This window comes from Legionella stuttgartensis, assembly GCF_977063405.2.
This window is the reverse complement of sequence record NZ_CDRUHA020000011.1, coordinates 620,135-645,678: the sequence shown is the minus strand read 5'-3', so window position 1 is coordinate 645,678 and position 25,544 is coordinate 620,135. Positions and strand designations below refer to the sequence as shown.

The window sequence follows — 25,544 nt, the reverse complement described above, 5'->3', positions numbered from 1 at the left end:
ACTTCATTTATAACAATACCCACGTCCCGCGGCTTGTCCGCGGGATCCAGGGATTGAGGTACTCAGCTCGCTTTTTCCTCGATGCTGCGAACAAGTCGAAACATATAGGGCTCAGTGGCTATCGAGGAAACTTAACCCGGGTTTAGTCCCCCCGGTGTTTATCTTACTCATAGAATCGAGTCCATTAGCCAAATGATAAACGCTACGAAACCCAGCCTTTTTTAATAACATCAGAGCGCGCTGACTTCTTTGACCTGATTGACAATAAATAAGGATGGGCTGCAAAGAATTTAAATCATTAAGGCGATCGGGCAATTCAGACAGTGGAATGAATAGTTCACCTAAATTATACCTATTATGTTCTGCCTCTGTTCTTACATCCAACAATAATGCATCGGGATATTGGTGCAAAAAGCTTGATAAATCATCCGATGATACTGCAAAAGACTGCAAGTCATAGGATGATACGCATTGAGTAAAAACATTTTTTTCCATTGCTTGACCGTAAACACAGAACTGACATTCTTTATTTTTTACCAAATGAATATTTTTCATTTCCATCGATAAAAAATCGATACACAGCAAACGATTCAATAGAGAAACACCACTTTGAGTTATCCATTTGATAATTTCTGTGGCTTGCAAAATTCCTAGCAAACCAGGGAGCGGTCCTAAAACCCCACCATTCTGACAATTTGCAACTGAATCAGGAATTACTGGAAACAAACAGTGTAAACATGGATTTTCTCTACCATAAAACAACGAACAATGACCTTGGAATTGGTATGCACTGGCATAAACGTAAGGTTTTTCCAAGCGATAGCAAATACCGTGGGTCAAATAACGGGTATGAAAATTATCCGAACAGTCAGCAACAAGATCATATTGTGAGATTATATCCTCAGCATTCTCATCATTTAAACGAACGTCATAAGCCTGAATGTTAATATTCGAATTCAATGCCTGCAATTTCATTTTTGCAGTGGTTGCTTTGAGTTGGTGGATGTCTTTTTCCTGATAAAGTATTTGACGATGTAAATTACTTTCTTCAATACGATCATCATCAATTATGCCTAAGGTCCCTACCCCAGCCCCTGCAAGGTAGGGGAGTAACGTCGCGCCAATTCCTCCCGCTCCAACACATAATACACGTGCTTTTTGAAGTTTTTCTTGTCCATGAAGGCCTATTTCTTCTAATTTTATTTGCTGTGCATAGCGCTTTAATTCGGATGAAACAGCCATATTGAGCCTCTCATTGTTCCATTAAACTCAAAAGTTTCAGCGTGGATTGCTGTGGATCTGCAGCTTCTGTAATTGCAGAAATAAGAGCAACACCTTCAACACCTGTAGCTACTACATTAGGCATACGCTCAATATTAATTCCCCCTATTGCAACTAAAGGATAATTTAACGTACGTTTCCAGCGCTGTAAGCATTCAATGCCTTGAGCTGCAAAAGACATTTCTTTGCTTGTTGTTGGAAAAACAGGTCCAATTGCAATATATGAAGGACGCAGTGCATGCGCTCGTGCGACTTCGTAGTAACAATGAGTACTCACTCCAAGCAAAAGCCCTTGTTTTCTAATTGCATCAAGATCTGCTGTATCCAAATCAGATTGACCTAAATGTACTGCTTCTGCATTTAACTCTAACGCCATTTCCCAGTAATCATTTATAAATAAAGTAGCCTGATGCTTTTTAGCCAAAGCAATACTTTGCCGCATCTCCTCTTCTAGCGTCTTTGTTTTTTCTTTAATTCGTAATTGGATGGTTTTTACCCCAAGATTCAAGAGCCTTTCTACCCAGGAAAATCGATCAACCACCGGATAAAGACCTAATCGATGACATGGCTTAAATGGTTGCGGCACTTCGTACAATGGTTTAGATGCAAGATAAGGTAAATCTGATTCATCCTCTGGAAAACCACCGTAATAAACACTCTTTTGTCCTCGACGTATTGCTTGATGTACATACATTTTACTAATGATTAATGCATCTTCAATTAAATGACCAAGAGCCAGTGCCCCAGTAATTGCCGCGGAGAGAATTGATCGAAGTTCTGGGTATTTTGCATCAGAAACACAATTTTGAGTCAGCCAAAAGCAAGTAGTACCATTGGTCCAATAATCATGCTGCCATGAGGAATTCTGGATAGGCGATCCTAGGAGAAATACACTTTTAGCACCAAGAGTTAGGAGTTTATGTGCCGCTTCTTGCATGGCTTGGTGTGTTCGGACCTGGCCATTTAAAATAAATTCAGTTTCACGTGTATTCAGCACCAAAACATCGGCAAAAGAAAATCCTGCGCTTACATTACTCCTGTTTTCTTCAGCATTTTTGGATAAAGATAAGTTAAAATCCCGAACTACAGGCCCCGTAAAATGATTGAGAATCTGAAAGTCCTCAGCAGAAAATCGATCTTCTATTTTGATCGCTGCAGGCTGACTTTCTTTATGAAATTGCAGTGTTTGCTCAAGACCCAAGCCGCGAAATGTTTGTCTATCTGCTTCATTATTAGTGTTGGTCCACACAATAGTCATAATGCAATCTCCTGATGCCAAAATGGCGTGTCGATTAAAGGAGTACACGATTGTGCCGTAATTCGTTCAGGCATAAGACCTGCTTCAAAAGCAAGGCGTCCTGCGATGACTGCATGTGAAAAAGCTTCAGCCATAGTCACTGGATGAATCGATGAAGCAACTGCACTATTTAACAGGACCGCATCAAAACCTAATTCCAAAATACGTGCTGCATGAGAGGGTTTCCCAATTCCTGCATCGACAATCAGAGTTACATCAGGTAATCGTTGCCGTAACGTCTCCAAAGCAAAAGGATTAAGTAATCCTTTTCCAGAACCGATAGGAGCGGCCCATGGCATCAAAATCCGACATCCGCAATCCACTAAACGCTGACATAAAACTAAATCATCAGTACAATAAGGAAACACTTCAAAGCCTCGTTTTACTAATTCGGTGGCCGCATGCAACAATTCGAAAGGATCGGGTTGTAAACTGTAATCATCTCCTATTACTTCCAATTTAATCCATGAGGTTTGAAATAATTCGCGTGCCATTTCGGCTGTAGTAATCGCAGTTTGCGCGTCACGGCAGCCCGCAGTATTAGGTAGTATATTGCAATCCAAAGACTGTATGGTTCGCCAAAATAAATCGCCCCCCATATCACAAGGCATTTGCCGTTTTAAAGACACCGTAATCACGTTGGTTTTAGAGGCTCGGACAGCATCAGTCATCACCTCAAGTGATGGATAGCCCGCTGTACCCAAAAGCAACCGACTTGTTATGGGTTTATCTGCTAAATACCACATAGCCTATCCTCCTTGCATCGGAACAATTAAATCAATACGATCTCCTTCACACAATATAGTTTTTGAAAACATATACTTAGGAACAAACTGATTATTTATTGCGACTGCTACATGTGCGGCAATACCTACTCTCTGCTCAAGCATTTCCTGTAAGATACAGGATGAATCAAGAGTGAGTGGTTTATCATTTATATAAACGATCATGAATAAGCCTCCCAAAGCTCAGGATAACAAATGTCTTTTTGATTGCTCTTTAATCCACGTAGAATTTCCTCTACTAATGCCGGAGCGATTAAATATCCATGCCGATAAAGTCCATTCACAGCAATAAATTGCGGGGCATATCTTATGCGGGGCTGATGATGCACTAAAGTCGGGCGACAATGGGTCACAGTCTTAATTACCCGGGCTTCAGCAAAACCTCGATGCACATAGTATGCCGCAGTTAATAACTCAAGTGTTGTACGCACTGAAATGGGACTGGAATCTTCTGTCTCTAATTCGCTGGCACCGATAAGGTAATAAGAATTAGGACGTGGTGCAATATAAATATTATACCGTGGATGCAAGAGACGGATTGGTCTTTTTAATTGAACATCAGGTGCATATAGCCAAAGCAGTTCTCCACGAAGCCCACGTAAATTTGGAAAAGTACTTTTCGCCCCAAGCCCCCTGCAATCAAAAACAAAATCAAATGGATATGACCTCCCTCCCATTTCTATCTTGCCTGGACTCACACCAGAAACAAAAGTATGATCTCGCCAGATTACACCGCACTGACACATATGTTTTTTAAGTGCCAGCAACAAGGTCTGATTATCAAGTTGTGCTTCTTTAGGAAAATAATAAGCCATTTTCAACTGATGCAGTTCAGGCTCCAGTTGGCTTAGTTCATTTTGAGTGAGTAACTGATAACAAGAATCACTTAATTTATTTACAATTCTGCCACTAAATTGTTGCCATTCTGCTTTATCTTGAGGATGGTGCACCACAAGGCATCCTTTTTGGCGAAAATACACGGGGTCAGCTAATTGATTTAGAATGGACTCCCATAAGCGGTCAACCGATTCCATTCCCAAATTAAAAATCACTTGGTCCGCTTTATCCAGTTCAGACATGGGTGCCAAAAGCCCTGCTGCTGCATTACTGCAATTATTAAAAAAACTTTCCGCCTCAAATAATGTCACTTGCCAACCATCATTTTGTAAACGTAAAGCCAATAAACACCCCATAATTCCAGCACCAACAACAGCAACATTTTTCATTTAATTAGAATCACTTTTCTCAATAGACGGAAGCCTGAGTGCAGTTGCATTCAGGCAATGCTCTTAATTTCACTCACTAACACAACACGCAATAGGTTCCAGCTCAGAATGAGGCATCTTAGGAAGAAACTCATTTGTATAACAAGCATTTACTGCAAAGGACTCATCGATAATTCCCAAATGCTTGCCGAAACGCCCTACTTTACTCCAATCACGTTCCACATTTAAAAGTGTCCGCGAGAAAAAAGGTAAACTACGGATGAAAATTGTATGATACATAGGGGTTCTTAATTGAGGTTTTGCCCTACATAAAAGTTCATAGGCTTCATCTGGATTTTCGGTGGTAAAGGCAGCTCCACGTTGAGTAGCATTGAGAAATCCTTTAAGAATTTCAGGTTGTTTTAACATGCGTTCTGGCACAATAAATTGAATGGAACAAAAGCAGCAGCAACCTAAGCCAGCAAGCTGATCGATACGCAGAAATACCGTTTCGCCTCGTAAATGCTCTAATTCAACTTTTTGAAAATTAATAAAACCAATGCCTGTATCAACAATGTCACGACAAATCGCATCAGTAACATTCATGCCAATGCGAACTGTTTCATAACTGGAAGGCTCAATTCCCGCTAACGTTGCCAAATTATCGATAATGATTTTACCAAACTCCCCAATGTAACCAACTCGTTTGCCAACAATATCCTGAAAGGAATTGATGCCACTGGATTTAAGCGCAATCAGACCTGTAGGAGGCTCATCCAATAAGGTACCAATTGAGGTAACAGGATAACCTTTTGCGCGAGCCGCTAAGGTATGAATCATGGCCTTGACCCCAAAATCAACATGGCCCATACCTACAATTTCAGTCACATCGCTTGGATCGCTGGGCTCTAAAATCGCGAGTTTTATACCTTCTTGTTGATAATAGCCTAATGCATGGGCCACAAAAATGGGGGTATGATAAGGGTTCGCATACCAATTAAGTAATAGGGTAGTTCTCGTAGATAACGCGCTCATGCCATAGCTCCTTGTATTAATTAATAAAATAGGATGGCTAAAGATATCGCGTTAAGACTTAATAGAAGAAATGAATCTGCATTCTGCGAACCGTGAATAACTTATAAAGACTACCCCACCATACGGTACAGAGTACTCTAAGAGATTAACTGCTCAAAAAACGAATACAGATTTAAGGCGTTCTTACGCTGGTATGAACCAGATCAAGTTCAACGGGTATTTCTCAGACGTTTATCACGACACCCCGCGCCATCAAATTGCCCGTAATGCTAGCTGGTATGGGAAAAACTGTCAAATATTATAAGAGGCCTCTCATCCGCTCTGACGAGTCCCTTCTCCCCCAGGGGGAGAAGGGAGGAAAATTGCTCCCTCCATGCATGGAAAGAATACCGCATGCCCCTCTCCCATTTATGGGAGGGGGCTAGGATGAGGGTAAAAAAATCCTCAACTCACCCCATAATTCTGCACATAAAACACATTATGCTGAATCAAAAATCGCTGACATAGCAAAGGAGTATGGTTCAATAAATGATGCAAATAAGCGCGAGTAAATTGTTGCGAACACGTAGGGCAAACACAATTCGCATCGATCAGTTCAAATTGCATCGCTGTTTTTGCATCCATTAGATCCACAGTGCCTGTATTACTATACACTCTTCCTTGCATTGCGGCTTGGGCTGGCTCATCCGTTTCAATAAATCCTATTTCCAGATGACGCAAACGTTGGATTAACTCAGCATCAAAATACCCCACTACATAACGAGGGATATGGGACCATTGTTCTAATTGAACCCAATTAGGCTCATTTAAAATCTTAAAATAAACCCCATGTGGTTTAATAACTGCGTGCTTTTCGAAATCATCACTATGAATAAAAGGGACAATTTTCTCATCCCAATTATCCCAAATTTGCGGGAAATCGCGCATGATATTTTTGGGTAAGAGTACTACATTAGGTTTAAGATGCTGAATCAGTTCGATGAGTTCCCACGAGGTCAATTTGACTCGAGAACCATCGTACGGAGACTTAAGAACATAAACTTTTTCTTTATTAGCAATGAGTGATGAGGCATTAATTACCATCATCCCAGGACATGCCAAATAATTCGCTAAATCAGATATTTTTTGAAGTACATCCCGACCAGGCTTATACAACAAACTTTCTAATGAATAGGATGCTGCAGTAACCTTTGCCTCTTGCCAATTTGCCGTTGTAAGACACAAACCTGCTTCAGAAGTTAAAACAGGTATAAAATTTTGTATTGCAGCCAACATTCCTGATCTCCTGATTTATAGCAATAAACTGGTGTCACCATAACTAAAAAACCTGTATCCTTTTTCAATTGCTTCTTGGTAAAGCATCATTGCTTGTTTATGGCCAATAAACGCTGAAACGAGCATTAATAAAGTAGACTCAGGCAAGTGAAAATTAGTCATTAATCCATCGCAAATCTTAAACTCATATCCTGGGTAAATAAAGATATCTGTGTCTTTGCTACATGGAGTTAGTATTCCATTTTGTACAGCACTTTCAAGACTACGCAAAGCGGTTGTACCTACGGCAATTACTCGATTTCCTGCAGCTTTTGTGGCATGCACTGCCTCACATAATTCAGGGCTAATTGTAAAGCGCTCACTATGCATTTTATGATCTTTGATATTATCACAACGAACTGGTCTAAATGTCCCTGCTCCTACATGCAAAGTAAGATAGGCTACAGAAACTCCTCTTGAACGTATGCTGGATAATACAAGCTCATCAAAATGCAAACCCGCTGTGGGAGCAGCAACAGATCCTTCGTATTTTGCATAAACTGTTTGATAACGATTCTGATCCAGAGTTTCATCATTACGGGTAATGTAGGGGGGTAATGGAATATGTCCTATTCCATTCAATAAATTTAAGACATCCATATCCGCTTGACAAAGAAATAAATCATCGTGTCTATCAATCACTTCAATTTCTTTATTTTGTTCCAACTTAATCTTTGAGCCAGCTTTTAATGCTTTACTGGCCTTAATATGAGCAAGAAATGTCGACTCACCAGTAATACGTTCTACCAATAATTCTACTTTTCCCCCAGTAGTTTTATGGCCATAGAGTCTGGCTGGAATTACCTTGGAATCATTCATAACCAATAAATCGCCAGGATTTAAAAAATCAGCTATTTCACGAAACTGGTAATGACCATATTCACCCTTCTTTCGATCATAGGTTAAAAGACGTGAGTCACTGCGATTAGCCAATGGATACTGCGCAATAAGCTCTGGGGGTAAATCAAAGTAAAAATCCTGTTTATTCATAGAGCAACCTGAAAATAAATTGCCGCTATTATACACGGATTACAACCATTCATCATCCCTGATGAATAAGAGCTGAATTACATTATATTAAGGGAAATTTCGTTACTCTTTTTTTCGCATAGTCACATCCACCTCAGGCGTAGGTGCTACATCCTTTATCAAGCGTTTGGCACTATACAACCATTTGAGCCTCCTATCGGGCTCCATAATCTTCTCGGGTGTAACCTCTTCGATTAATTTATTAAGCTCTCCTTTAACTTCAGAAGATATTGAGGAGTTCTTAATAACATTTTGTACTTTTTCTATATCCTCTTTCTTGGGGGCTTTTATTGTCAAAAACTCAAAATTTTCAACCATTTGCAAATAGCTTCCTTGTGGATTAGGTTTTGGAGTAGGTGTGTGAGTACCTAATATCCGTGTTTTTTGAGCTTGTGCATCGTTTAAACATTGCCCCATAGTCTCTCTTGCTTGACGCATCTCCAATCTTTGATTGACCAATACATCCCTTAATTTCAAATGTTTCTCTTTGCGCTGAATTTGGTTATGTAAATTTTCTTGTATTTTATCCATAAAATTAAAACGAGGGGTTTGAATACGTGCTTTTGTTTGATCAAAATTAAGTTTCGCTTGTAGCCAATCTTCTTCGGTTAAATTCGCAGGATCCACATCTTGTGCGATTAAAGCATATGAACCATCACTTTTTTGAATAAGACGTTTTTCATCCTCGGGTTTGATAATAAAGCGAGCCTGAGTAAAATCAAAAACTTGTTCTAATTGATCGTTAAGAAGTATTTTCTTGTTTCTCATAACTTTTAACGCAGAAGCCAATCCTCGTTCACGCAATTGCAACCCTTCAATTTCAGTGTCGAACTGTCCGAAATAAGTTTGTCGCGATTGAAGTTCCTGTATTTGAGCTCGAGTTTGTTCTAAAGCTAAACGAAATAATTCCTCATAATTCGTCACTGTTTGGCTCAGATGAACTTGATGAAAATTGAGTTCATGCTCAAGTACTTTAATGTGTCTACTAATGCGACGCTCCTCAATTTCTTGAGGCCTGCTCTCTTCGGAGTTTGTATTTTTATATATTCTCTCTTGTTCTTTAAACGCTTCAAGATCTTTCATTAGAACGGTTATTCTTCGTTCGGCAACAGTTGAAGGCGATTCTTTAGGTTGATTCAATATAGGGAGCTTTAAATAGGTATCCAATATATCAATATGAGCATGAAGTTCTTCGTGATAAGCGTTCATCCGCTGTTCTTCTACTTCAATCGTGGCCAATTCTGCTTCGATTTCTTCTAATTGATATTCCAATTGTTCCAGTTTTTCATCTAGAGCTTGAATGGTCTCAAGGTAGTAATAAATCATAGCATCTATAATTTCAATTGGTGATCGGACAAAAGTTGTTTCTTGGCTCGTCTCAGCATACTTCTCCTTTGTAAGTAATTTTTCCATTTCCAGTCTAACGAGTCGGTCCACATTTTTGGCCATAGCTTCCCGATCAGCGATTAACCCCATCAGAAGATAAAGTAACCGTTGCTTTTTAAGCAATTCCTCAGCATTTTGTTCTCTCTTAGATTGAATCTGTGCCTCTTCTTCTATCAGTTCTCGAGCTATCATCGTTAATGTAGCCCTCCCACCGGCTGATTTAAGAAAATCAAATACCTCTGAGGAATTTTTGAGTCCGAAATGTGAAAGAAATTGAGTAGTTAAATAAGAATTTGTTTCAGCTGTATTGAGGGCTCGATTTTTTTCTATATCTGTAAACCATTGTTCCAATCGACTCGAAATAAACTTTAGTTCTGTTCCATTTAACTCTTGCCCTATTAAAATAGTATGCTCGGGAATTCTCAATATATTAGAAGCCATATTAAAACTCCAACAAAGCACTATTAATGAAATTATAGGCTACTTAAGAGGAAAATGGCTTATGAGACAGACTACACCTCTAATCTCAAACAGAGCAAGTATGACTATGGGGCGAAATTTTAATTAAGAACTGAATGAGTATCTATTTCTTTTCTGATTTTTGGGTTCTGTAACCACGAACCCAAAAACCTGTAATTTACTTTTAATTGAAAAAGTCTTTATTTTTTTATACTTAAAGTATCAAAAGATGTCTGAGAATCTAAAAGATAGCTACCAGAAACGTCTGAAGAAGCTTTAGTATATAACTCAGAATAGATTGGTTCTACATCTTTTCGAGGGGTTTTAGAATTTTGGGGAGGAAAATCACTACTCATCTCAGTATAAGAACCTCTTATATCCAAGTCCACCTCATCCTGTTCTGTACTTGAAGATTTTGAAGTACGAGCATTGACCGCTAATTTAACGCCCATCCCAGCTAAACCACCGAGCAGTAAAAATGGTGACCAAAGTACCGCCCCTATAGATTTCATAACTCCTTTAAAACTCAATCCATCTTCGTTAATAACTCGTGATTTGATCATATCAAATACATTTTTATCGCTTTTGTAGCATTCTTTAGCACTAGAATACAAAGAAACCAAACCTAATGCGCCATATAAAACAAGTGCACCAATTCCAAAAGTTGCAACATTCAAACCAATTGCACCCGCAACACCCGCTCCTGCCACTCCTGCCGTAGTTAATGACGCGGCAGTAAAGCCCATAGTAAGCTTGAATATCAAGGCCAAAACAATAATAGGAAGGATGATCAAAGAACCTACGAGTACTCCAGTACCTCCAGAATAGTAATAATTCGAGCGATAACCGGGAGTAGAGACTACTGCCAACTGAGGAGAACGAGTTGTATGAACGTGAACTCGCGGATTATAGGATGTAGTAACAACAGGTGTATATGGTTGAGTTATAACACGAGGCCCCTGATGATGGTGATTATGAGCGCCCCCAGAATGAACACCAGTAGCTCGATCATGATTATGATGGTGAGTATACGACACTTTTATTCTCCTTTTGTTTTTATTAAATTCCAAACTTGAAGCAAGAAGTATAAAAAAGAAAACTTAAGGTTTTATTAAAAAAACAATGAATCTTTACAAAAAAATTACATTTCTTTACAAAGCTCACATGATGATTAAAAGAAAAACAGATAGTATCCAAATTACTCCACTCGCAACATACGGATGCTGATATCCTTTAAAACTTTTTCTTCGGGATATCACATCAAGAATAAGTACAGGGACTACGGAAAGAAAGGTGAGCATAAACACCAATACTAATGAGACCGCGCCCTTTTGAAAAGGCATTATACGCACTAAAAAATTTAATACATCTTGCAATATTTCATGCGCGTAAAATACTGCCCATAAAACCCAAAAATTAAAAGTGTAAATGAGCCAGGAGGCAGCAAACATAGGTATCAGTATTTTGGCACCTTTTATAGCAAAGAGTTTTTTAAAGGCTTTGATAAATTCTTCTGAAAAGAAAACTACAATAGAACTAAACAGAACAACCAAAGCTAATGTCAATAACATTTACCTGTCCCTTTTTTCAACATCTTCTAACACCTCCCAACGCTCATAAAGCTGGGATAATAACGTTTCATCTTCAGCCAACCCTTGATTTACTTTTGCAATCATCTGAGCATCTTGCTGGTAAAACTTAGGGTCAGCCATTTGTAATTGTAACTCCGCAATTTTTCCTTCCAATTTCTCAATTTTTTGTGGTAATTGCGCAAGCTCACGTTGCTCATTAAAACTTAATTTATTTGTGGCAGTAGTTCGTTTTACAATCGGTGCTTTTGTTGCCAGATCACGCTGTTGTTGTTTCTTATGCATTTTATATTCATCATAACCACCAACAAACTCATTAAACTGTCCTGCTTCTTCATAAACCAGAACACTGGTAACGACCTGATTAATAAACGCCCTATCATGGCTAATTAATATTAACGTCCCAGGGTAATCAGCTAACATACCTTCCAGGAGTTCTAATGTTTCAATATCTAAATCATTAGTAGGTTCATCCATCACCAACAGATTGACTGGTTTGGCAAAGAGTTTTGCGAGTAATAATCTGTTTCGTTCGCCACCAGAAAGCACTGAAACCGGTTGATTAAAACGTTCGGACGAAAATAAAAAATCACGCAAATAACTGGCTACATGTTTTTGTTTGCCATTGATCGTTACATAATCTGCCCCATCACCTACATTAAACATGACGGTTTGATCCTCATGTAATTGACGGCGTAATTGATCAAAATAAGCAACACTCAAGGAAGTACCAAGCTTTATCTGCCCAGAATCAGGCTGTAGTTCTCCAAGCAATAGCCGTACTAAAGTCGTTTTACCACACCCATTGGGACCAATGATACCAAGTTTATCCCCCCTACTCAGCAATAAGGACAAATCATGTAAAATCGTTTTATCCCCTAACCTGTAATTAACATGGTTTGCTTCAATGACTACTGAACCTGAACGAGTTACATCTAAGGAAAATGATTTGACCTTACCCAATTGATTACGACGCGCCTTATATTCTTCACGCAATGCTTTTAATGCACGAACTCGACCTTCATTTCGGGTTCGTCGTGCTTTGATTCCTGTGCGAATCCATACCTCCTCCTCAGCTAGCTTTTTATCAAATAAATCATTTTGCTTTTGCTCGCTTAGACGAATGGACTCTCTTCTGTCCAGGTATGTTTCATAATCACAATCGTGCTGGTATAGTTTCCCTCTATCAATTTCTACAATCCGATTGGATACTTGACTTAAAAATTCCCTATCATGGGTTACTAACAATACCGATCCTTTGAAACTTTTCAAATAAGATTCTAGCCATTCAATTGCTTCTATATCCAAATGGTTTGTCGGTTCATCCAATAATAATAAATCTGGAGTCGCGATCAGCGCAGCGCCTAAAAGCACGCGGCGTTTCATACCTCCTGACAGATTATTCATACGCTCACGGGTGTCTATGCCTAAACGACTGGCCATAGTCTCAATTTGTGGCAATTTATCCCAAGCATGTAAATTATCCATTTGTTGCTGACATGCGGCTAATTTATCCATATCGCCTAACTGGGATAATTCATTAAAACGGGATAAAACCTCACCTACTTCACCAAGGCTTTTTACTAGAAAATGATAGACAGACTCTTCTTCTGCGATTGGAACTTCCTGCGTTAATCCAGCAACACGCAATCCAGAAAGCTGATTGATTTGACCACTATCAGGAATCAGATCTCCCTGCAGAAGTTTAAGAAGAGTAGATTTACCTGCTCCATTTCGTCCAACTAATGCAATACGATCCTGAGGCTGAATCTGCCAATCTGCATTATCCAATAACTGATTACCCGCAATATTGAGGGACACGCTATGAAGGGAAACTATACTCATACACTAACTCTGACGTTAAAATATGTAGCCTGGATGAAGCAAAGCTCGGTTTTCTTATTATTGATTTCTCAGGTTACGGCTTGAAACTTCATCAAGGCTACTTGTAAATGAATTACTTCGAAGACAAAACCATTATACCATCCATCTCAACTTGAGCGCCACGTGGTAAGGCAGAAACTTCTATGGCAGCCCGTGCTGGATAAGGTGCCGCAAAATAACGGCTCATTGCTTCATTAATTAACGGAAAATGACGCAAATCAGTTAGATAAACATTCAATTTCGCTATTTGCGCCAAACTGCCGCCAGCAGCTTCACAAACTGCTGATAAATTTTCCAAAACCTGTGTAATTTGCAATTTAATATCTTCACTACATATTTGCATCGTTACTGGATCAAGTGGTATTTGTCCTGAAAGATAAACTGTATTGCCACACTGGATTGCTTGTGAATAAGTTCCAATAGCCTCAGGAGCCAATTTTGTATGTACAGGTTGCATTAATTATCCCCTTGTTTTTTTCTATAAAGACGCATGACTACTTTATTTGCTCGTAATCGACGCATAACACGAGCCAAATGCGTTCTATCCACAACACTAATTGAGAAAGTAACTGCATTATGCCGACCATCACGCGGATCTACATTAATATTACCAATATTTGATCCCGCTTCAGCAATGGCCGTTGCTAGTGCCGCCAATACCCCGCGTTCATTCACTACATCAACAGTAATATCAACCCAGTACTCGCCTTCAACTTTCTCATCCCAACGCAAGGCAACAAATTGTTCTGGATTGCTTCGTGAATTTTTTAAGGTCGCACAATCACTGCTATGAACTATAATTCCTCGACCTTGCTGGAATTTCCCTACAATATTATCACCAGGAATCGGCTGACAGCACTCACTAAAATGCACCACCATTCCTTCGGTACCCTTAATTGCCAATGGTCGTGTTTTAATTCCTTTATCTAACTCATTAGAATCTTGAGAAACCACTAATCTTTTGGCAATTACCATTGCCATTTGATTGCCTATACCAATCGCATAGAGTAGATCGTCCATCACTTTATAATGTAAGTCACTTAATAATGCCTGTAAGGATTCAGGTGGTATTTTAGCATAATCACTAGACAACTCATTTAATGATTGCTCAAGAAGTCGTTTTCCTAAGCTAATTGATTCGGTATTTTGTTGGCTCTTCAGAAAATGACGAATATTAGAACGGGCTTTTCCTGTAACAACAAAGTTTAACCATGCCGGATTAGGATGAGCTCCCTGTGCAGTAATAATCTCAACCGTTTGCCCATTAGATAAGGGGATGCTGAGCGGAACCAGTTTTCGGTTTACTTTCGCTGCGACGCAACTATTCCCCACTCCAGAATGTACTGAGTAGGCAAAATCAACCGGAGTCGCCCCTTTGGGTAATTCCATGATATGACCTTTAGGAGTAAATACGTATACTTCATCAGGGAATAAATCGATTTTGACGTTTTCGATAAACTCCAATGAACTCCCTGTACTCCGTTGCATTTCTAATAAACTTTGTACCCACTCTCTTGCGCGTAATTGTGCCTCATTTACTTCGAGACCGGATGATTTATAGATCCAGTGTGCCGCGACTCCATTATCAGCTACTTTATCCATATCTCGTGTACGAATTTGCACTTCCAGAGGAACCCCAAAAGGTCCGAACAAGGTCGTATGCAGCGATTGATATCCATTCGCTTTAGGTATGCCAATATAATCTTTAAATCGTTGAGGCACCGGTTTATAAGTACAATGCAAAGCACCTAAAATACGGTAACAAGAATCAATATCTTCAGTAATAACGCGAAAAGCAAAAACATCAGTAATCTCGGTAAAGGAGGCTTTTTTCTGACGCATCTTCTTATATATGCTGTATAAGTGCTTTTGTCTACCGAATACTTGTTCATAAGGAATATTCAACTGTGCCAAAGCCAGTTGTAAATCACGTTCAATCGTTTGGGTCAACTCACGTCGATTGCCTCGAGATTTTTCAACAGCTGATTTAATTGCTCTATAACGCATGGGATATAAAGCCTGGAATCCTAAATCCTCCAAGCCTACATAAATTGAATGCATCCCTAAACGGTTAGCGATTGGTGCATAAATTTCTAAGGTTTCTATGGCAATGCGTCTGCGCTTTGCATAAGGCATTGCACCAAGAGTTTTCATGTTGTGTAGTCGGTCAGCCAACTTAACGATAATTACGCGGATGTCTTTGACCATAGCCAAGACCATTTTACGGAAATTTTCCGCTTGCGCTTCAGCCTTTGATTCAAATTTGATTTTAGTTAGTTTGGTAACACCATCAACAAGAGAGGTAATTTCTTCGCCAAATTGGCGTGTTAAATCTTCTTTACTCACAGAGGTATCTTCAACCACATCATGGAGTAAAGTAGCCATAATCGTTTGATAATCAAGACGCATTCGGGCGAGAATCAGGGCTGCTGCAACTGGGTGGGTAATATAAGGCTCGCCAGAACGACGCATTTGTCCTTGATGCGCTTTCTCCGCGACCAAGTAGGCTTGGTAACATTTTTCTATTTGCGACTGCTCAAGATAGCATTTCAGCTCTTCATCGAGCTCCTTAAAGTAGCTCACGCAGTACTCCCTAGTATCTAACATGACCATACCCCTATACCCCTAAATTCACCCTATTAAGGCACCCTCGAATAATCACCATCCTCTCTATGATTCGTAGCTAGGGTGAACAAGCGGAATCCTGGAATTAGTTACCTAACCCAGGTCCGCTTCGCCCAGGCTATATAAATAGTATTAACTATTCTTTATCCAAAATTTCTGGGGTAATTAAACCTTCTGCTATTTCACGTAACGCCACTACTGTAGGTTTATCATTTTCCCATTCAACCATCGGTTGATCTCCTCGAACCGCAATTTGGCGTGCACGTTTCGTGGCTACCATAACCAGCTCAAATCGATTTGCAACATTCTTTAAACAATCTTCAACTGTAACTCGTGCCATAAATCATTCTCCGGTAGCAAAACCTTGTATTTTACTGCGATGACATTAGGAAAGAAAGCAATTTTGATTGTTTATTTATCTGTCGCTGAATACATAAGCGGTTTGCAATCACAATCGCCCCTAACTCCATCGCTGCTTTTTCAAAATTATCATTAACTATTAAATAATCAAATTCAGGATAATGACTTAACTCATCTTGAGCCTTTTTCATTCGGTCACTAACCACATCATCTTTATCTTGTCGTCTATTCAACAATCGTTCTCTTAAAACCTCCAAGGATGGTGGTACAATAAAAATACTCACAGCCTCAGGAAAAGAACGTCTAATCTGAGTCGCTCCTTGCCAATCTATATCCAGAACCACATCGATACCATTTTGCAAACGCCTTGCAATTTGCTCCATCGATGTTCCATACAAATGATTAAAGACTCGGGCATGCTCTAAAAAAGCACAATCATCAATCATACGCATAAATTCTTTTTCATCAGTAAAAAAGTAATCCACTCCATGTCGTTCTCCAGGCCGCATTGTTCGAGTTGTATGCGAAATGGATACCTCAATATCGTCCATGGTTTCGATTAACCTTTTTACTAAGCTTGTTTTGCCTCCCCCTGAAGGTGCTGCAACAATAAATAAATTACCGGAATAATCACCCACAATAGTACTCACTCAATATTTTGAATTTGCTCACGCATTTGCTCAATTAAAACTTTCATATCCACTGCACTCTTAGTCAATTCTACAGAGTCCGATTTTGAGCTGAGCGTATTCGCCTCCCTATTTAATTCTTGCATCAAAAAATCAAGACGTCTTCCTGCGATTTTATCGCAATTTAACGTCCGACTCACTTCATCAAGATGAGTCTGTAATCTATCCAATTCCTCGCTGACATCAATACGAGTCAAAATTAAAGCAATTTCCTGCTCCACACGTGACTCTTGAACTTCAAGTTTCACTGAGTGTAATCGGGTCAATAGTTTATCTTTTACTTGTTCTGTTTGCATTAATACTATAGATCGTGCGCGCTTAACTTCTTGACCTAAATCACTTAATCGTCCTTCTATATGTGCTTTCAATGCGCTCCCTTCTGTTACACGCATTTGTTTTAGCTGCTCAATCCCTCTTTTAAATAAAGAAATTGCGTGCTCCCCTAAAACATCCGCATCGGGCACACTCGCTTGCACCACACCAGGCCAAGATAAGACACGACTAACACCTAAATCATTCGGCAAATGATGTGATGCAGAAAGTTTCTCACTTAAATTAACTAATGCATTAACCATGCCTATATTTATAAGCATAGACTGATTATTAGAACTTGTGTCTTGATACTTAAGCTGACACTCCAATTTGCCGCGATTGATTACATCTCGCAACGCATGACGCAATTGAGGCTCTATAAATCGGAACGATTCAGGTAAACGAAATGAAACATCCAGATATCGATGATTAACTGATTTGATTTCCCAGCAAAAATGACCCTCTTCGATTTGCTGTTGAACTCGTGAGAAAGCCGTCATACTTTGAAGCATATAGAATACCAATGAATAAACCTTGCGCGAATATACCCCAATTTAAAGCAATTGGACAGAGACAAATCTCTTGATATTTACCTCAGTTTAGCAATTATCATGAACAATATTAAATCAATTTGACAATTAATTAAAGACCCCAACTTAAAAACCCATCGAAGCATGATATCCCGGATTAATATTTTTAACCCGGGATTAAAAATTATTTACTTAGCGAGGAACCTGATATGGATTTTGATTGCTGATGATGCGCCAACATCTCAGTCATTTTCTCATTCATCCAACTCATCAGTGTAACTGCAGACATAACCCGCAGACCGCGAGGAAATCCACCATTAAAAAAGCCATAAAGGCCATGTTCTGCACGGATCTTTTGAGTCGTTTTGAAAAAACCAGCAGGATTTTTAGCAATTGAAGACTGTTGGACTGTCTTTATTACATCAAATTTTTGTGACGCTACTGTTGCGCCTATTCCTGCAAATATACCTGCAAGTGAAGAAGCAGCAAAATCATTGGGGCAATACTCCTTAATTCTAACTTTCAATGCAGGAGTCACCGCCAAAAAAAATGTAGAAAACATCCCCTCTCGCAGCATCGTTGCCATCATTCCCGTATAAAGACGAGAGCATCCCCCCTGCCTCACCAAATGAGTTCCCGCTGAAATAAAGCTGGTTTTTTGATGGGTCATGATCATTTCAGTCGGGCAACTAATTGCAGCAGAACCAACCCCAGCAGCAAATGCACTCATCAGTTTTTGAGTATCAGACAATTCATATTTATTCTCAAAAAACCATTTTTGGAAAAAACGATTCAAACCTACTTGTACTGCAGTTATTGGGACCATGCTGGCGGCATTTGGCAATATACCTCGATACAATACTTGTGGATTTAGAGTAAAGGGTTCTCTTTTTTGCATTCGCGTCTTTATAGACCACAAAGGATGATCCACGAACACTTCAAAAGCCCCAGTAATACTTCCCGAGATGATGCTTTGAACTACACTTAGATTGTTTTTCTTTTCTTTAGGGCGCGTCTCGTCTTTATGCGCCTCAAATTTAGTTTGAGTCATAATATTCTCCAAAAGCGATGTTAAATTGTATTCATTACCCGCTCGCATCCTCCCTAGAGAGGCGCGGATAATTCACAAAGACCGCCCTAGGGAAAAAGGGGTAAGAAAAGAATCACTAATAAAGAAGAAAGATTTTGAGAAACAACTAAATCGCAGGCAAACAGCGAGCTTGCAGATAAATCTGCAGATAAAGCAACACGGTGTTCATGACTGCAACTGTACATAATGGACGCTTTTTTATAGATAGAATTCAAAATTACATGATGAATCAATATTAATCAATATGAATATAAAGAAAATTTTTGCATTTAATTAGTGCTCTGTGTGAATTATTCTCCTCTATAATGTTCAACATATTATTATCTCAATAAATCAATCTTCAACCCCATCCTGATTTGTTTTATTGCGGCGGATATACTTTAGGATGCAACTCCCAGAGTTAAGCGTTATAATTCATAATTTTTAACGAGGATTATCCTATGCGCCCAAGTAATCGAGAAGCCAATCAACTACGTTCTGTTAAAATTACCAGAAACTATACCAAACACGCTGAAGGTTCTGTCCTGGTTGAATTTGGGCAAACTAAAGTGTTATGTAATGCTTCAGTAACTGATGGAGTTCCTCGTTTTATTAAAGGTAAAAACCAAGGCTGGGTTACTGCTGAATATGGCATGCTTCCCCGTGCAACGCATAGCCGCACTGAACGCGAAGCAAGCAAGGGAAAACAAGGCGGCAGAACCATGGAAATTCAACGTCTAATCGGACGTTCTCTAAGAGCTTGTGTTGATTTAAAAGTCTTAGGTGAAAATACAATAACTCTAGATTGTGATGTAATTCAGGCTGATGGAGGCACAAGGACCGCCGCTATTACAGGTGCCTGCGTTGCTATGAGAGATGCGATAAACTGGATGGTCGAACGAGAAAAAATACGTAGAATGCCTGCATTTCATTACATTGCTGCAATTTCTGTGGGGCTCTATCGAGGTCAAGCGGTCCTTGATTTAGATTACGCAGAAGACGTGCTTGCTGAAACGGACATGAATGTAGTAATGAACGAAGCAGGACATTTCATAGAGATTCAAGGGACTGCCGAAGACAAGCATTTTAATCGCGATGAACTAAATAACATGCTGGCACTTGCCGAAATTGGCATTCCTCAATTAATTGAATTACAGAAAAATGCCTAAGCCTTAAAGTCCCGGCCTTCCTGTCATTTAAGCATTGTTTGTCATTCCCGCGAAAGCGGGAATCTATTTTTAAATAAACTCTCAGCTCTCAAAAATGGAATATCCGCTTTCGCGGAGATAACAAAGAAGCAAGCACTTTAAAATAAATTTTTATCGATAGCCACTTCACGTGCTGTATAGGTGGAGATAATATTTTTTTTCACCAGCTCAGTTAAATGCTGATCCAAGGTTTGCATTCCTTTGCCTTGACCTGTTTGGATGGAGGAATACATTTGGGCCACTTTATCTTCACGAATTAAGTTCCGTATCGCACCGGTACAAATCATAATTTCCAAAGCAGCAACGCGTCCTCCACCATTTTTTTTCAATAAAGTTTGCGCTACTACAGCTTGCAAAGATTCAGACAACATGGAACGTACCATTGATTTTTCTTCAGCAGGAAACACATCAATAATCCTATTGATAGTCTTAGTTGCCGAATTGGTATGTAAGGTTCCAAATACTAGGTGCCCTGTTTCTGCAGCAGTCATTGCCAAACGAATTGTTTCCAAATCCCGCAACTCGCCCACGAGAATGACATCCGGATCCTCACGGAGTGCTGAACGTAATGCCGCATTAAAACTCAACGTGTCACGATGAACCTCACGCTGATTCAACAAACATTTCTTACTTTGATGTACAAACTCTATAGGATCTTCCACCGTTAAAATGTGATCGTAACGATTTGCATTGATGTAATCGATAATAGCAGCCAAAGTAGTACTTTTACCGGAGCCTGTTGGCCCCGTAATCAATACTAATCCTTTAGGATAACTGGCCATCTCTTCAAAAATAGCCGGTAATCCCAGGTCATCCATGCTTAAAATATCAGAAGGAATCGTACGAAAAACTGCTGCTGCACCGCGTAATTGATTAAACACGTTCACCCTAAAACGGGCTAGATTTGTTATTTCAAAAGAAAAATCAACCTCTAAATACTCTTCAAATTCTTTTCTTTGCCGATCATTCATTACATCATAGACAATTTTCATTACCTCTTTATGTTCCATGGCGGGCAAATTGATTTTACGTAAATCTCCATCAACTCGAATCATTGGAGGCAAACCTGCGGAAAGATGTAAGTCTGATGATTTATTTTTTACTGAAAACGCCAATAGTTCTGCTATGTCCATTGCTTAATCATCCCGATTGAATCAATAATAGATTGGACTTGATGACCCAATCTAAATCTGATGTTATTAGATTAGCTCACGAAGTGGTACTCGGCAAACATTGTTTCTTTTGCTATTGTTAAGCTTTTCCATGATGTACCAAAAAAACATGAATTTTCATCACAATCTAAATCAAATAAAACAAATAGTCACGCAAACTGAGCTTGAATGCGACAGAACACCTGGGAGTGTGCTCTTGCTTGCTGTCAGCAAACAACAAAGCATCAAGGCAATTAATGAATTATTTCATCTGGGAATCAATCACTTTGGTGAAAGCTACTTCCAAGAAGCCCAACAAAAAATAAATGCATTAAAAAATATACCTATATGCTGGCATTTTATCGGTCCTATTCAAAGTAATAAAACCAAAGGAATTGCTACTTCCTTTAGTTGGGTTCACAGTATTAGTCGCCTTAAAATTGCTCAGCAACTCAATGGGTACCGACCAATCAATTTAGACCCACTCAATATTTGTTTACAAATTAGTTTAGTAGAGGAAAAAACCAAATCGGGAATACCACCAGAAGAGGCTGCAGAATTAGCCTTAGCAGTCAGTCAACTTCCTCATCTTAAATTAAGAGGTTTAATGACCATCCCTCCCCCACAACAGGATATACAAACTCAATATGAGATATTTATGCAGCTTAATCAATTGATGCACTCACTCAATCATGAACTTGGTCTAAACATGGATACCTTGTCTATGGGGATGAGTGATGATTTAGTCCCAGCAATTAAAGCCGGTGCTACTATTGTCCGTATTGGGCGAGCATTATTTGGTGAGCGACAAAAATAAAGCGACGCGATATAATCCTGAAAAATCAGTTGCATAAATACATGTAGAGGGGAATATATGTCTGGGATTATCGTAGTAATGATCTTTGTTGTTTCTTTATTTTTTTCACTCGTCATTTTCAGTTTATGGCTTCGCATCGCCCTACGCTATTTACGTGTTAGTGCGCTTCACCCAATAAGCCAACTGATTTATAAAGTGACTAACCCCATAGTCAATCCCATTCAACTGATAACAAAGCAACCCTATAAGCCGGGACAAAAATATGATATTCCCGCTTTTATTACTTTAGTTCTGGTGGAGCTATTAAAAATTATCTGCATCAGCGTTCTGGCCTTAGGCGGGTTAATGCCTATTGTATTCCTATTCATTTACATCATTGCAGACTTAATCATTCAACCCTGTGATATTTTATTTTATGCGATACTCGTGCGCGTCATCATGAGTTTTGTTAATCCAAATTGGCAAGGCCCAATTCCTGATTTTTTACGCATGCTAACAGAGCCCTTGTTAAAGCTTGGTAGAAAGATTGTTCCGGAGATTTCAGGCTTTGATTTTTCACCCTTTATCATCCTGGTTTTATTAAAAATTATTACTTTATTTATTAGCGCAAGCCTACCCTGGAGATTATTATAAAAGCGACTATACTTAATTTTAAGCAGAGGATTATCAGGATTAAATTATGAAATTGACGCTCCTCAGTAGTACTGGCTTAGGATTGCTCCTGTTACCTTTTAGTCTGTTTGCTGATACCCAATCTTATTATTGCCCACAAAACCACGGATACATTAATGTGGGGATGACTCCAGATGAAGTGATCGCGGCTTGTGGCCAACCAGTAAGCCAACAGGAATCCAATCAACCTGTGATGCAAAAAATTCCCGTACAACAACTCATTTACAATAATATGGGAACGAGTACTGCTTTTTATGGGGTATGGAATATGCCTACCGGTAGTGGCGGAGTACAGCTTGAAATTGATATTGTGAATCAAAAAGTACGATCCATTAAAATGAATGGTTCTGATAGCAATGCAGTTTCTGTATGCCAAGGAGCAAGTATTCAGGCCGGTGATCCGGTGCAAAAAGTATATTATGCTTGTGGCAGCCCTTCTTTAGTAAATAATTCTTTTATCAATGAAATCGTGCCCACAGCAACAAAACCTGTTGTTTGGATCTATCAGCCTGGAGAATATCAACCTACTGTGTCCATGACTTTTGTTAACGGTAAACTACAATCCATTCAATAAACTGCAAACATTCATTTTCCGTTGATTTTCTATTTTTGGGTAAATCCCAATTCAACCCTATGGTAAGTTCAAAAAATAAGATAAACTCTCAAAATTTTAGCGCAAAGACGCAATATTATTGATTCGTTCTTTGTTTTTTGAAATATTCATTGGGGTAAACCACGAAATGACAGCAAGTATAGATGAAATTACTATTGCATATGGCGAAAATGGAACAGAAACAGTTAAAGAATTGGATAAGAAAGTATTAACTCGTGGGGCATGGACTACGATTATGTTTAAGTATCAAGATTGGGATAATGCCCAAAATGATTTCGGCCCAGTTAAATTTTCAATTAGACGTTATCAAAAACGTAATAATCAATACTGGCAAAAATCTAAATTTAATATTTCCAGTGCAGAACAAGCACAAAAAATTATTGAAATCCTAGGTGATTGGTTAAAATAATTCCACATTTTGATTTTACATTTGAGTTTTAAAAATTTAGAGCATCTAAATAATAAATTTCCTGACCTCCAGATTGAGTTTCAGTTTCCGAATTAGCAGAATGCATTTCTTATGTAACCTCCTGTAAACATACAATTTTTCTTCAACAAAAAAAGCAACCTACTGGAGGTTTTGTTTCACTTTGAACACCCGCATGCCCACAAAATGATCCCGAAGAATTTATTTTGTTCTAATTAATCATATTTGTTAAGGTTTAGTTAATTTTTGGTCCGTATAATTAGAATTCAAATTCAACAATTAATATAAGATATAACTATGCAGACTAAAAGTGAAACTTCAAATTCAAAATCTGGGCAAAGAATCATAGTTCCGTCTATATGGAGTACGTTGTCACCAATGGATTTGATCAAGCAAAGAATGCAAGACGTAAAAGATGGGAAAGCACCTCCGATTACACCAGTATGGAATTTACCAAATCTTGGTAAAAATTCTTGGTTTCCAACACCAATGGATTTTATAAGAGAACAAATAAAAACGTCGCCAACCGGACAGTTAACCACAAAATGGTTCTCAACCCTATATCCAACTCAGTGGTTTACTACACCAATGGATGTAGTCAAGCATAATTTGCAAGCCAAATCGGTACAAACATCAAAGCCTGTAACAACTCCAGTTGGTTCAGGTCCTAATGTTCCACCTCCAGGGAAAAAAGGTCCTGAGTTTCCTAAATGGATGCCCCCAATGGATCAAGTATACAAAACAGCTTGGGATGGACTTAATTTTTCAATCGTTGCATTGTTTACCAGTATGACTATCGTATTAGTTCAAAGCCCAGTCAAAACCTCCTTGGTTAATTTAACCAAGAACGGTACGATGGTTCCTCCTTACCAAGGGGGCGTTTGGGGATTCTTTAATGCGATGTATGCTGGGACTTCAGCCTCTATTTCAGGTTCACTAATTCGAACTGGCTATGTTACCGGTGCTAAAGGTGGTGCCAAGCCTGTAGAAGAAGGAATTCTGAGAGAAGAGATAAGCAAAGAAGAAGGAAAGAAATATTCCTTAGCGAGTTTTCATTATGTTATGGCTATGGCATTAGGCGATATTTTGGTCACCCAAATACCCGAGTCTTTATCTACACTACGAAAAGCTAATATCCTTCCTAAGAATTTTGTGTGGAAAACTCCTCATAACGCAGGAAGTTTGATGATGGGAGGTTTTATACCCAGATACGCATCAGGTTTGATAAATTTTGAAGCTTTATGTGTTGTTGAAGAACTTATAGCCAAAAGATTGCCAATTAAAGGTGACAAATCACATTATATAGCCGGAGCAGCAGCTGGAGCGATTGCTGGTGGTTTCGCATATACACCTACCGTATTTAAAGATCACTTACTCTTGCAATCGACTGTTACACCTGATGGACGTCTGCACAATGCGAGTACATATAAAGTAACCAAAGCGTTATTTTATTGCTTCATTAACGATCCAAAAGCTTCGCTGAAATCCTTTGGGCAAATGGCTTTGAAACAAGTTCCTATCCGCATGACCTTAAGCGCCGTAATATTTGGTCTTGTGGCTGGTGTTGGTGAAACAATGGGGCCTGAACCACTGAAGAAAGTTGTTCCAGAAAAATATCAACCTTCACCTGGAAAATCTAGACATACTATGTTTGCAACCAAGGAATCAACGCCTCGAATTGAAGAAATCGTTGAAGAGCAAACCAAGGAAAAAGAAAATAGCACTGGTTCCAAATTAAATTAGTGATAAGGATAATTGCATAACAAATCATTTAATTTTTCAAAAAAATGGTTTGTTATGTAAAAAT

General features: G+C 39.0%; 26 protein-coding genes and 1 riboswitch. Of the genes, 6 read left to right on the top strand and 20 right to left on the bottom strand.

All coding sequences use genetic code 11. The features are described 5' to 3' along the window. Positions 1–111: 111 nt before the first annotated feature. The 19 genes from ACWTEW_RS05085 to ACWTEW_RS04995 all read right to left on the bottom strand — a co-directional run bounded on the left by ACWTEW_RS05085 (position 112) and on the right by ACWTEW_RS04995 (position 19,055). Positions 112–1,242 (bottom strand): ThiF family adenylyltransferase, encoded by a 1,131-nt coding sequence (locus ACWTEW_RS05085; RefSeq protein ID WP_454780679.1) that lies wholly within the window; start codon positions 1,240–1,242, stop codon positions 112–114. Between the two features lie 10 nt (positions 1,243–1,252). Next, complete coding sequence (thiE, locus tag ACWTEW_RS05080; protein ID WP_454780678.1) at positions 1,253–2,539, bottom strand: thiamine phosphate synthase; 1,287 nt, start codon at positions 2,537–2,539, stop codon at positions 1,253–1,255. After that, positions 2,536–3,324 carry a thiazole synthase gene (locus ACWTEW_RS05075; RefSeq protein ID WP_454780677.1) on the bottom strand — a complete coding sequence of 263 codons (789 nt, stop codon included), beginning with the start codon at positions 3,322–3,324 and terminating at the stop codon, positions 2,536–2,538. The genes thiE and ACWTEW_RS05075 overlap by 4 nt, the downstream gene beginning before the upstream one ends. Positions 3,325–3,327: 3 nt before the next feature. Continuing rightward, positions 3,328–3,528 (bottom strand): sulfur carrier protein ThiS, encoded by a 201-nt coding sequence (gene thiS / locus ACWTEW_RS05070; protein ID WP_454780676.1) that lies wholly within the window; start codon positions 3,526–3,528, stop codon positions 3,328–3,330. Beyond that, entirely contained in the window at positions 3,525–4,589 is a 1,065-nt protein-coding gene (locus ACWTEW_RS05065) for an FAD-dependent oxidoreductase (protein WP_454780675.1), read from the bottom strand. Before ACWTEW_RS05065 ends, thiS begins: the two co-directional genes overlap by 4 nt. A 69-nt stretch (positions 4,590–4,658) precedes the next feature. Continuing rightward, positions 4,659–5,603 (bottom strand): ABC transporter substrate-binding protein, encoded by a 945-nt coding sequence (locus ACWTEW_RS05060; protein ID WP_454780674.1) that lies wholly within the window; start codon positions 5,601–5,603, stop codon positions 4,659–4,661. A 163-nt stretch (positions 5,604–5,766) separates the two neighbouring features. After that, positions 5,767–5,860: riboswitch (TPP riboswitch) on the bottom strand. Positions 5,861–6,047: 187 nt separating this feature from the next. Continuing rightward, positions 6,048–6,878: a queuine tRNA-ribosyltransferase gene (locus tag ACWTEW_RS05055; RefSeq protein ID WP_454780673.1), complete on the bottom strand. Its 831-nt coding sequence runs from the start codon at positions 6,876–6,878 to the stop codon at positions 6,048–6,050. A 15-nt stretch (positions 6,879–6,893) separates the two neighbouring features. Further along, positions 6,894–7,907 carry a tRNA preQ1(34) S-adenosylmethionine ribosyltransferase-isomerase QueA gene (queA, locus tag ACWTEW_RS05050; RefSeq protein ID WP_454780672.1) on the bottom strand — a complete coding sequence of 338 codons (1,014 nt, stop codon included), beginning with the start codon at positions 7,905–7,907 and terminating at the stop codon, positions 6,894–6,896. A gap of 102 nt (positions 7,908–8,009) precedes the next feature. Further along, complete coding sequence (locus ACWTEW_RS05045; RefSeq protein WP_454780671.1) at positions 8,010–9,773, bottom strand: hypothetical protein; 1,764 nt, start codon at positions 9,771–9,773, stop codon at positions 8,010–8,012. Positions 9,774–9,991: 218 nt separating this feature from the next. Further along, a complete protein-coding gene (locus ACWTEW_RS05040; RefSeq protein WP_454780670.1) occupies positions 9,992–10,828 on the bottom strand; it encodes a hypothetical protein in 837 nt (278 codons plus the stop codon). 123 nt (positions 10,829–10,951) lie between these two features. Continuing rightward, positions 10,952–11,362, bottom strand: a complete 411-nt coding sequence (locus ACWTEW_RS05035; RefSeq protein WP_454780669.1) for a hypothetical protein — start codon at positions 11,360–11,362, stop codon at positions 10,952–10,954. Then, positions 11,363–13,225: an ATP-binding cassette domain-containing protein gene (locus ACWTEW_RS05030; protein WP_454780668.1), complete on the bottom strand. Its 1,863-nt coding sequence runs from the start codon at positions 13,223–13,225 to the stop codon at positions 11,363–11,365. A 112-nt stretch (positions 13,226–13,337) separates the two neighbouring features. Then, a complete protein-coding gene (locus ACWTEW_RS05025) occupies positions 13,338–13,721 on the bottom strand; it encodes a RidA family protein (RefSeq protein WP_454780667.1) in 384 nt (127 codons plus the stop codon). Continuing rightward, entirely contained in the window at positions 13,721–15,847 is a 2,127-nt protein-coding gene (gene spoT, locus ACWTEW_RS05020) for a bifunctional GTP diphosphokinase/guanosine-3',5'-bis pyrophosphate 3'-pyrophosphohydrolase (protein WP_454780666.1), read from the bottom strand. The genes ACWTEW_RS05025 and spoT overlap by 1 nt, the downstream gene beginning before the upstream one ends. 178 nt (positions 15,848–16,025) lie before the next feature. Then, positions 16,026–16,229: a DNA-directed RNA polymerase subunit omega gene (gene rpoZ, locus ACWTEW_RS05015; protein WP_010653170.1), complete on the bottom strand. Its 204-nt coding sequence runs from the start codon at positions 16,227–16,229 to the stop codon at positions 16,026–16,028. 31 nt (positions 16,230–16,260) lie between these two features. Beyond that, positions 16,261–16,890, bottom strand: a complete 630-nt coding sequence (gene gmk, locus ACWTEW_RS05010; protein WP_454780733.1) for a guanylate kinase — start codon at positions 16,888–16,890, stop codon at positions 16,261–16,263. 5 nt (positions 16,891–16,895) lie between these two features. Then, positions 16,896–17,762, bottom strand: coding sequence for a YicC/YloC family endoribonuclease (locus ACWTEW_RS05005; RefSeq protein WP_454780665.1), 867 nt, complete (start codon positions 17,760–17,762; stop codon positions 16,896–16,898). Positions 17,763–17,964: 202 nt separating this feature from the next. Further along, complete coding sequence (locus tag ACWTEW_RS05000) at positions 17,965–18,831, bottom strand: MC/SLC25 family protein (RefSeq protein ID WP_454780664.1); 867 nt, start codon at positions 18,829–18,831, stop codon at positions 17,965–17,967. An 86-nt stretch (positions 18,832–18,917) separates the two neighbouring features. Next, positions 18,918–19,055 (bottom strand): hypothetical protein, encoded by a 138-nt coding sequence (locus tag ACWTEW_RS04995; RefSeq protein ID WP_454780663.1) that lies wholly within the window; start codon positions 19,053–19,055, stop codon positions 18,918–18,920. Positions 19,056–19,310: 255 nt separating this feature from the next. On the opposite strand from ACWTEW_RS04995, the gene rph reads away from it, so the two are divergent. After that, positions 19,311–20,018 carry a ribonuclease PH gene (gene rph, locus ACWTEW_RS04990; RefSeq protein ID WP_454780662.1) on the top strand — a complete coding sequence of 236 codons (708 nt, stop codon included), beginning with the start codon at positions 19,311–19,313 and terminating at the stop codon, positions 20,016–20,018. Between the two features lie 137 nt (positions 20,019–20,155). Here rph and ACWTEW_RS04985 read toward each other — a convergent pair whose 3' ends face one another. Then, the gene (locus ACWTEW_RS04985) at positions 20,156–21,190 is read right to left on the bottom strand and encodes a type IV pilus twitching motility protein PilT (RefSeq protein WP_454780661.1); all 1,035 of its coding nucleotides are present in this window, start codon (positions 21,188–21,190) and stop codon (positions 20,156–20,158) included. A gap of 148 nt (positions 21,191–21,338) precedes the next feature. Between ACWTEW_RS04985 and ACWTEW_RS04980 the strand changes: the two genes are divergently transcribed. From ACWTEW_RS04980 to ACWTEW_RS04960, 5 genes are all read left to right on the top strand, one after another. Next, complete coding sequence (locus ACWTEW_RS04980) at positions 21,339–22,025, top strand: YggS family pyridoxal phosphate-dependent enzyme (protein ID WP_454780732.1); 687 nt, start codon at positions 21,339–21,341, stop codon at positions 22,023–22,025. Between the two features lie 57 nt (positions 22,026–22,082). Continuing rightward, positions 22,083–22,658 (top strand): YggT family protein, encoded by a 576-nt coding sequence (locus ACWTEW_RS04975; protein WP_454780660.1) that lies wholly within the window; start codon positions 22,083–22,085, stop codon positions 22,656–22,658. A gap of 46 nt (positions 22,659–22,704) precedes the next feature. Continuing rightward, positions 22,705–23,271: a DUF2845 domain-containing protein gene (locus ACWTEW_RS04970; RefSeq protein ID WP_454780659.1), complete on the top strand. Its 567-nt coding sequence runs from the start codon at positions 22,705–22,707 to the stop codon at positions 23,269–23,271. Positions 23,272–23,437: 166 nt separating this feature from the next. Continuing rightward, on the top strand, positions 23,438–23,719 hold the full coding sequence (locus ACWTEW_RS04965) for a hypothetical protein (RefSeq protein ID WP_454780658.1): 282 nt from the start codon (positions 23,438–23,440) through the stop codon (positions 23,717–23,719). A gap of 396 nt (positions 23,720–24,115) precedes the next feature. Beyond that, positions 24,116–25,480: a hypothetical protein gene (locus tag ACWTEW_RS04960; protein ID WP_454780657.1), complete on the top strand. Its 1,365-nt coding sequence runs from the start codon at positions 24,116–24,118 to the stop codon at positions 25,478–25,480. Positions 25,481–25,544: the final 64 nt, after the last annotated feature.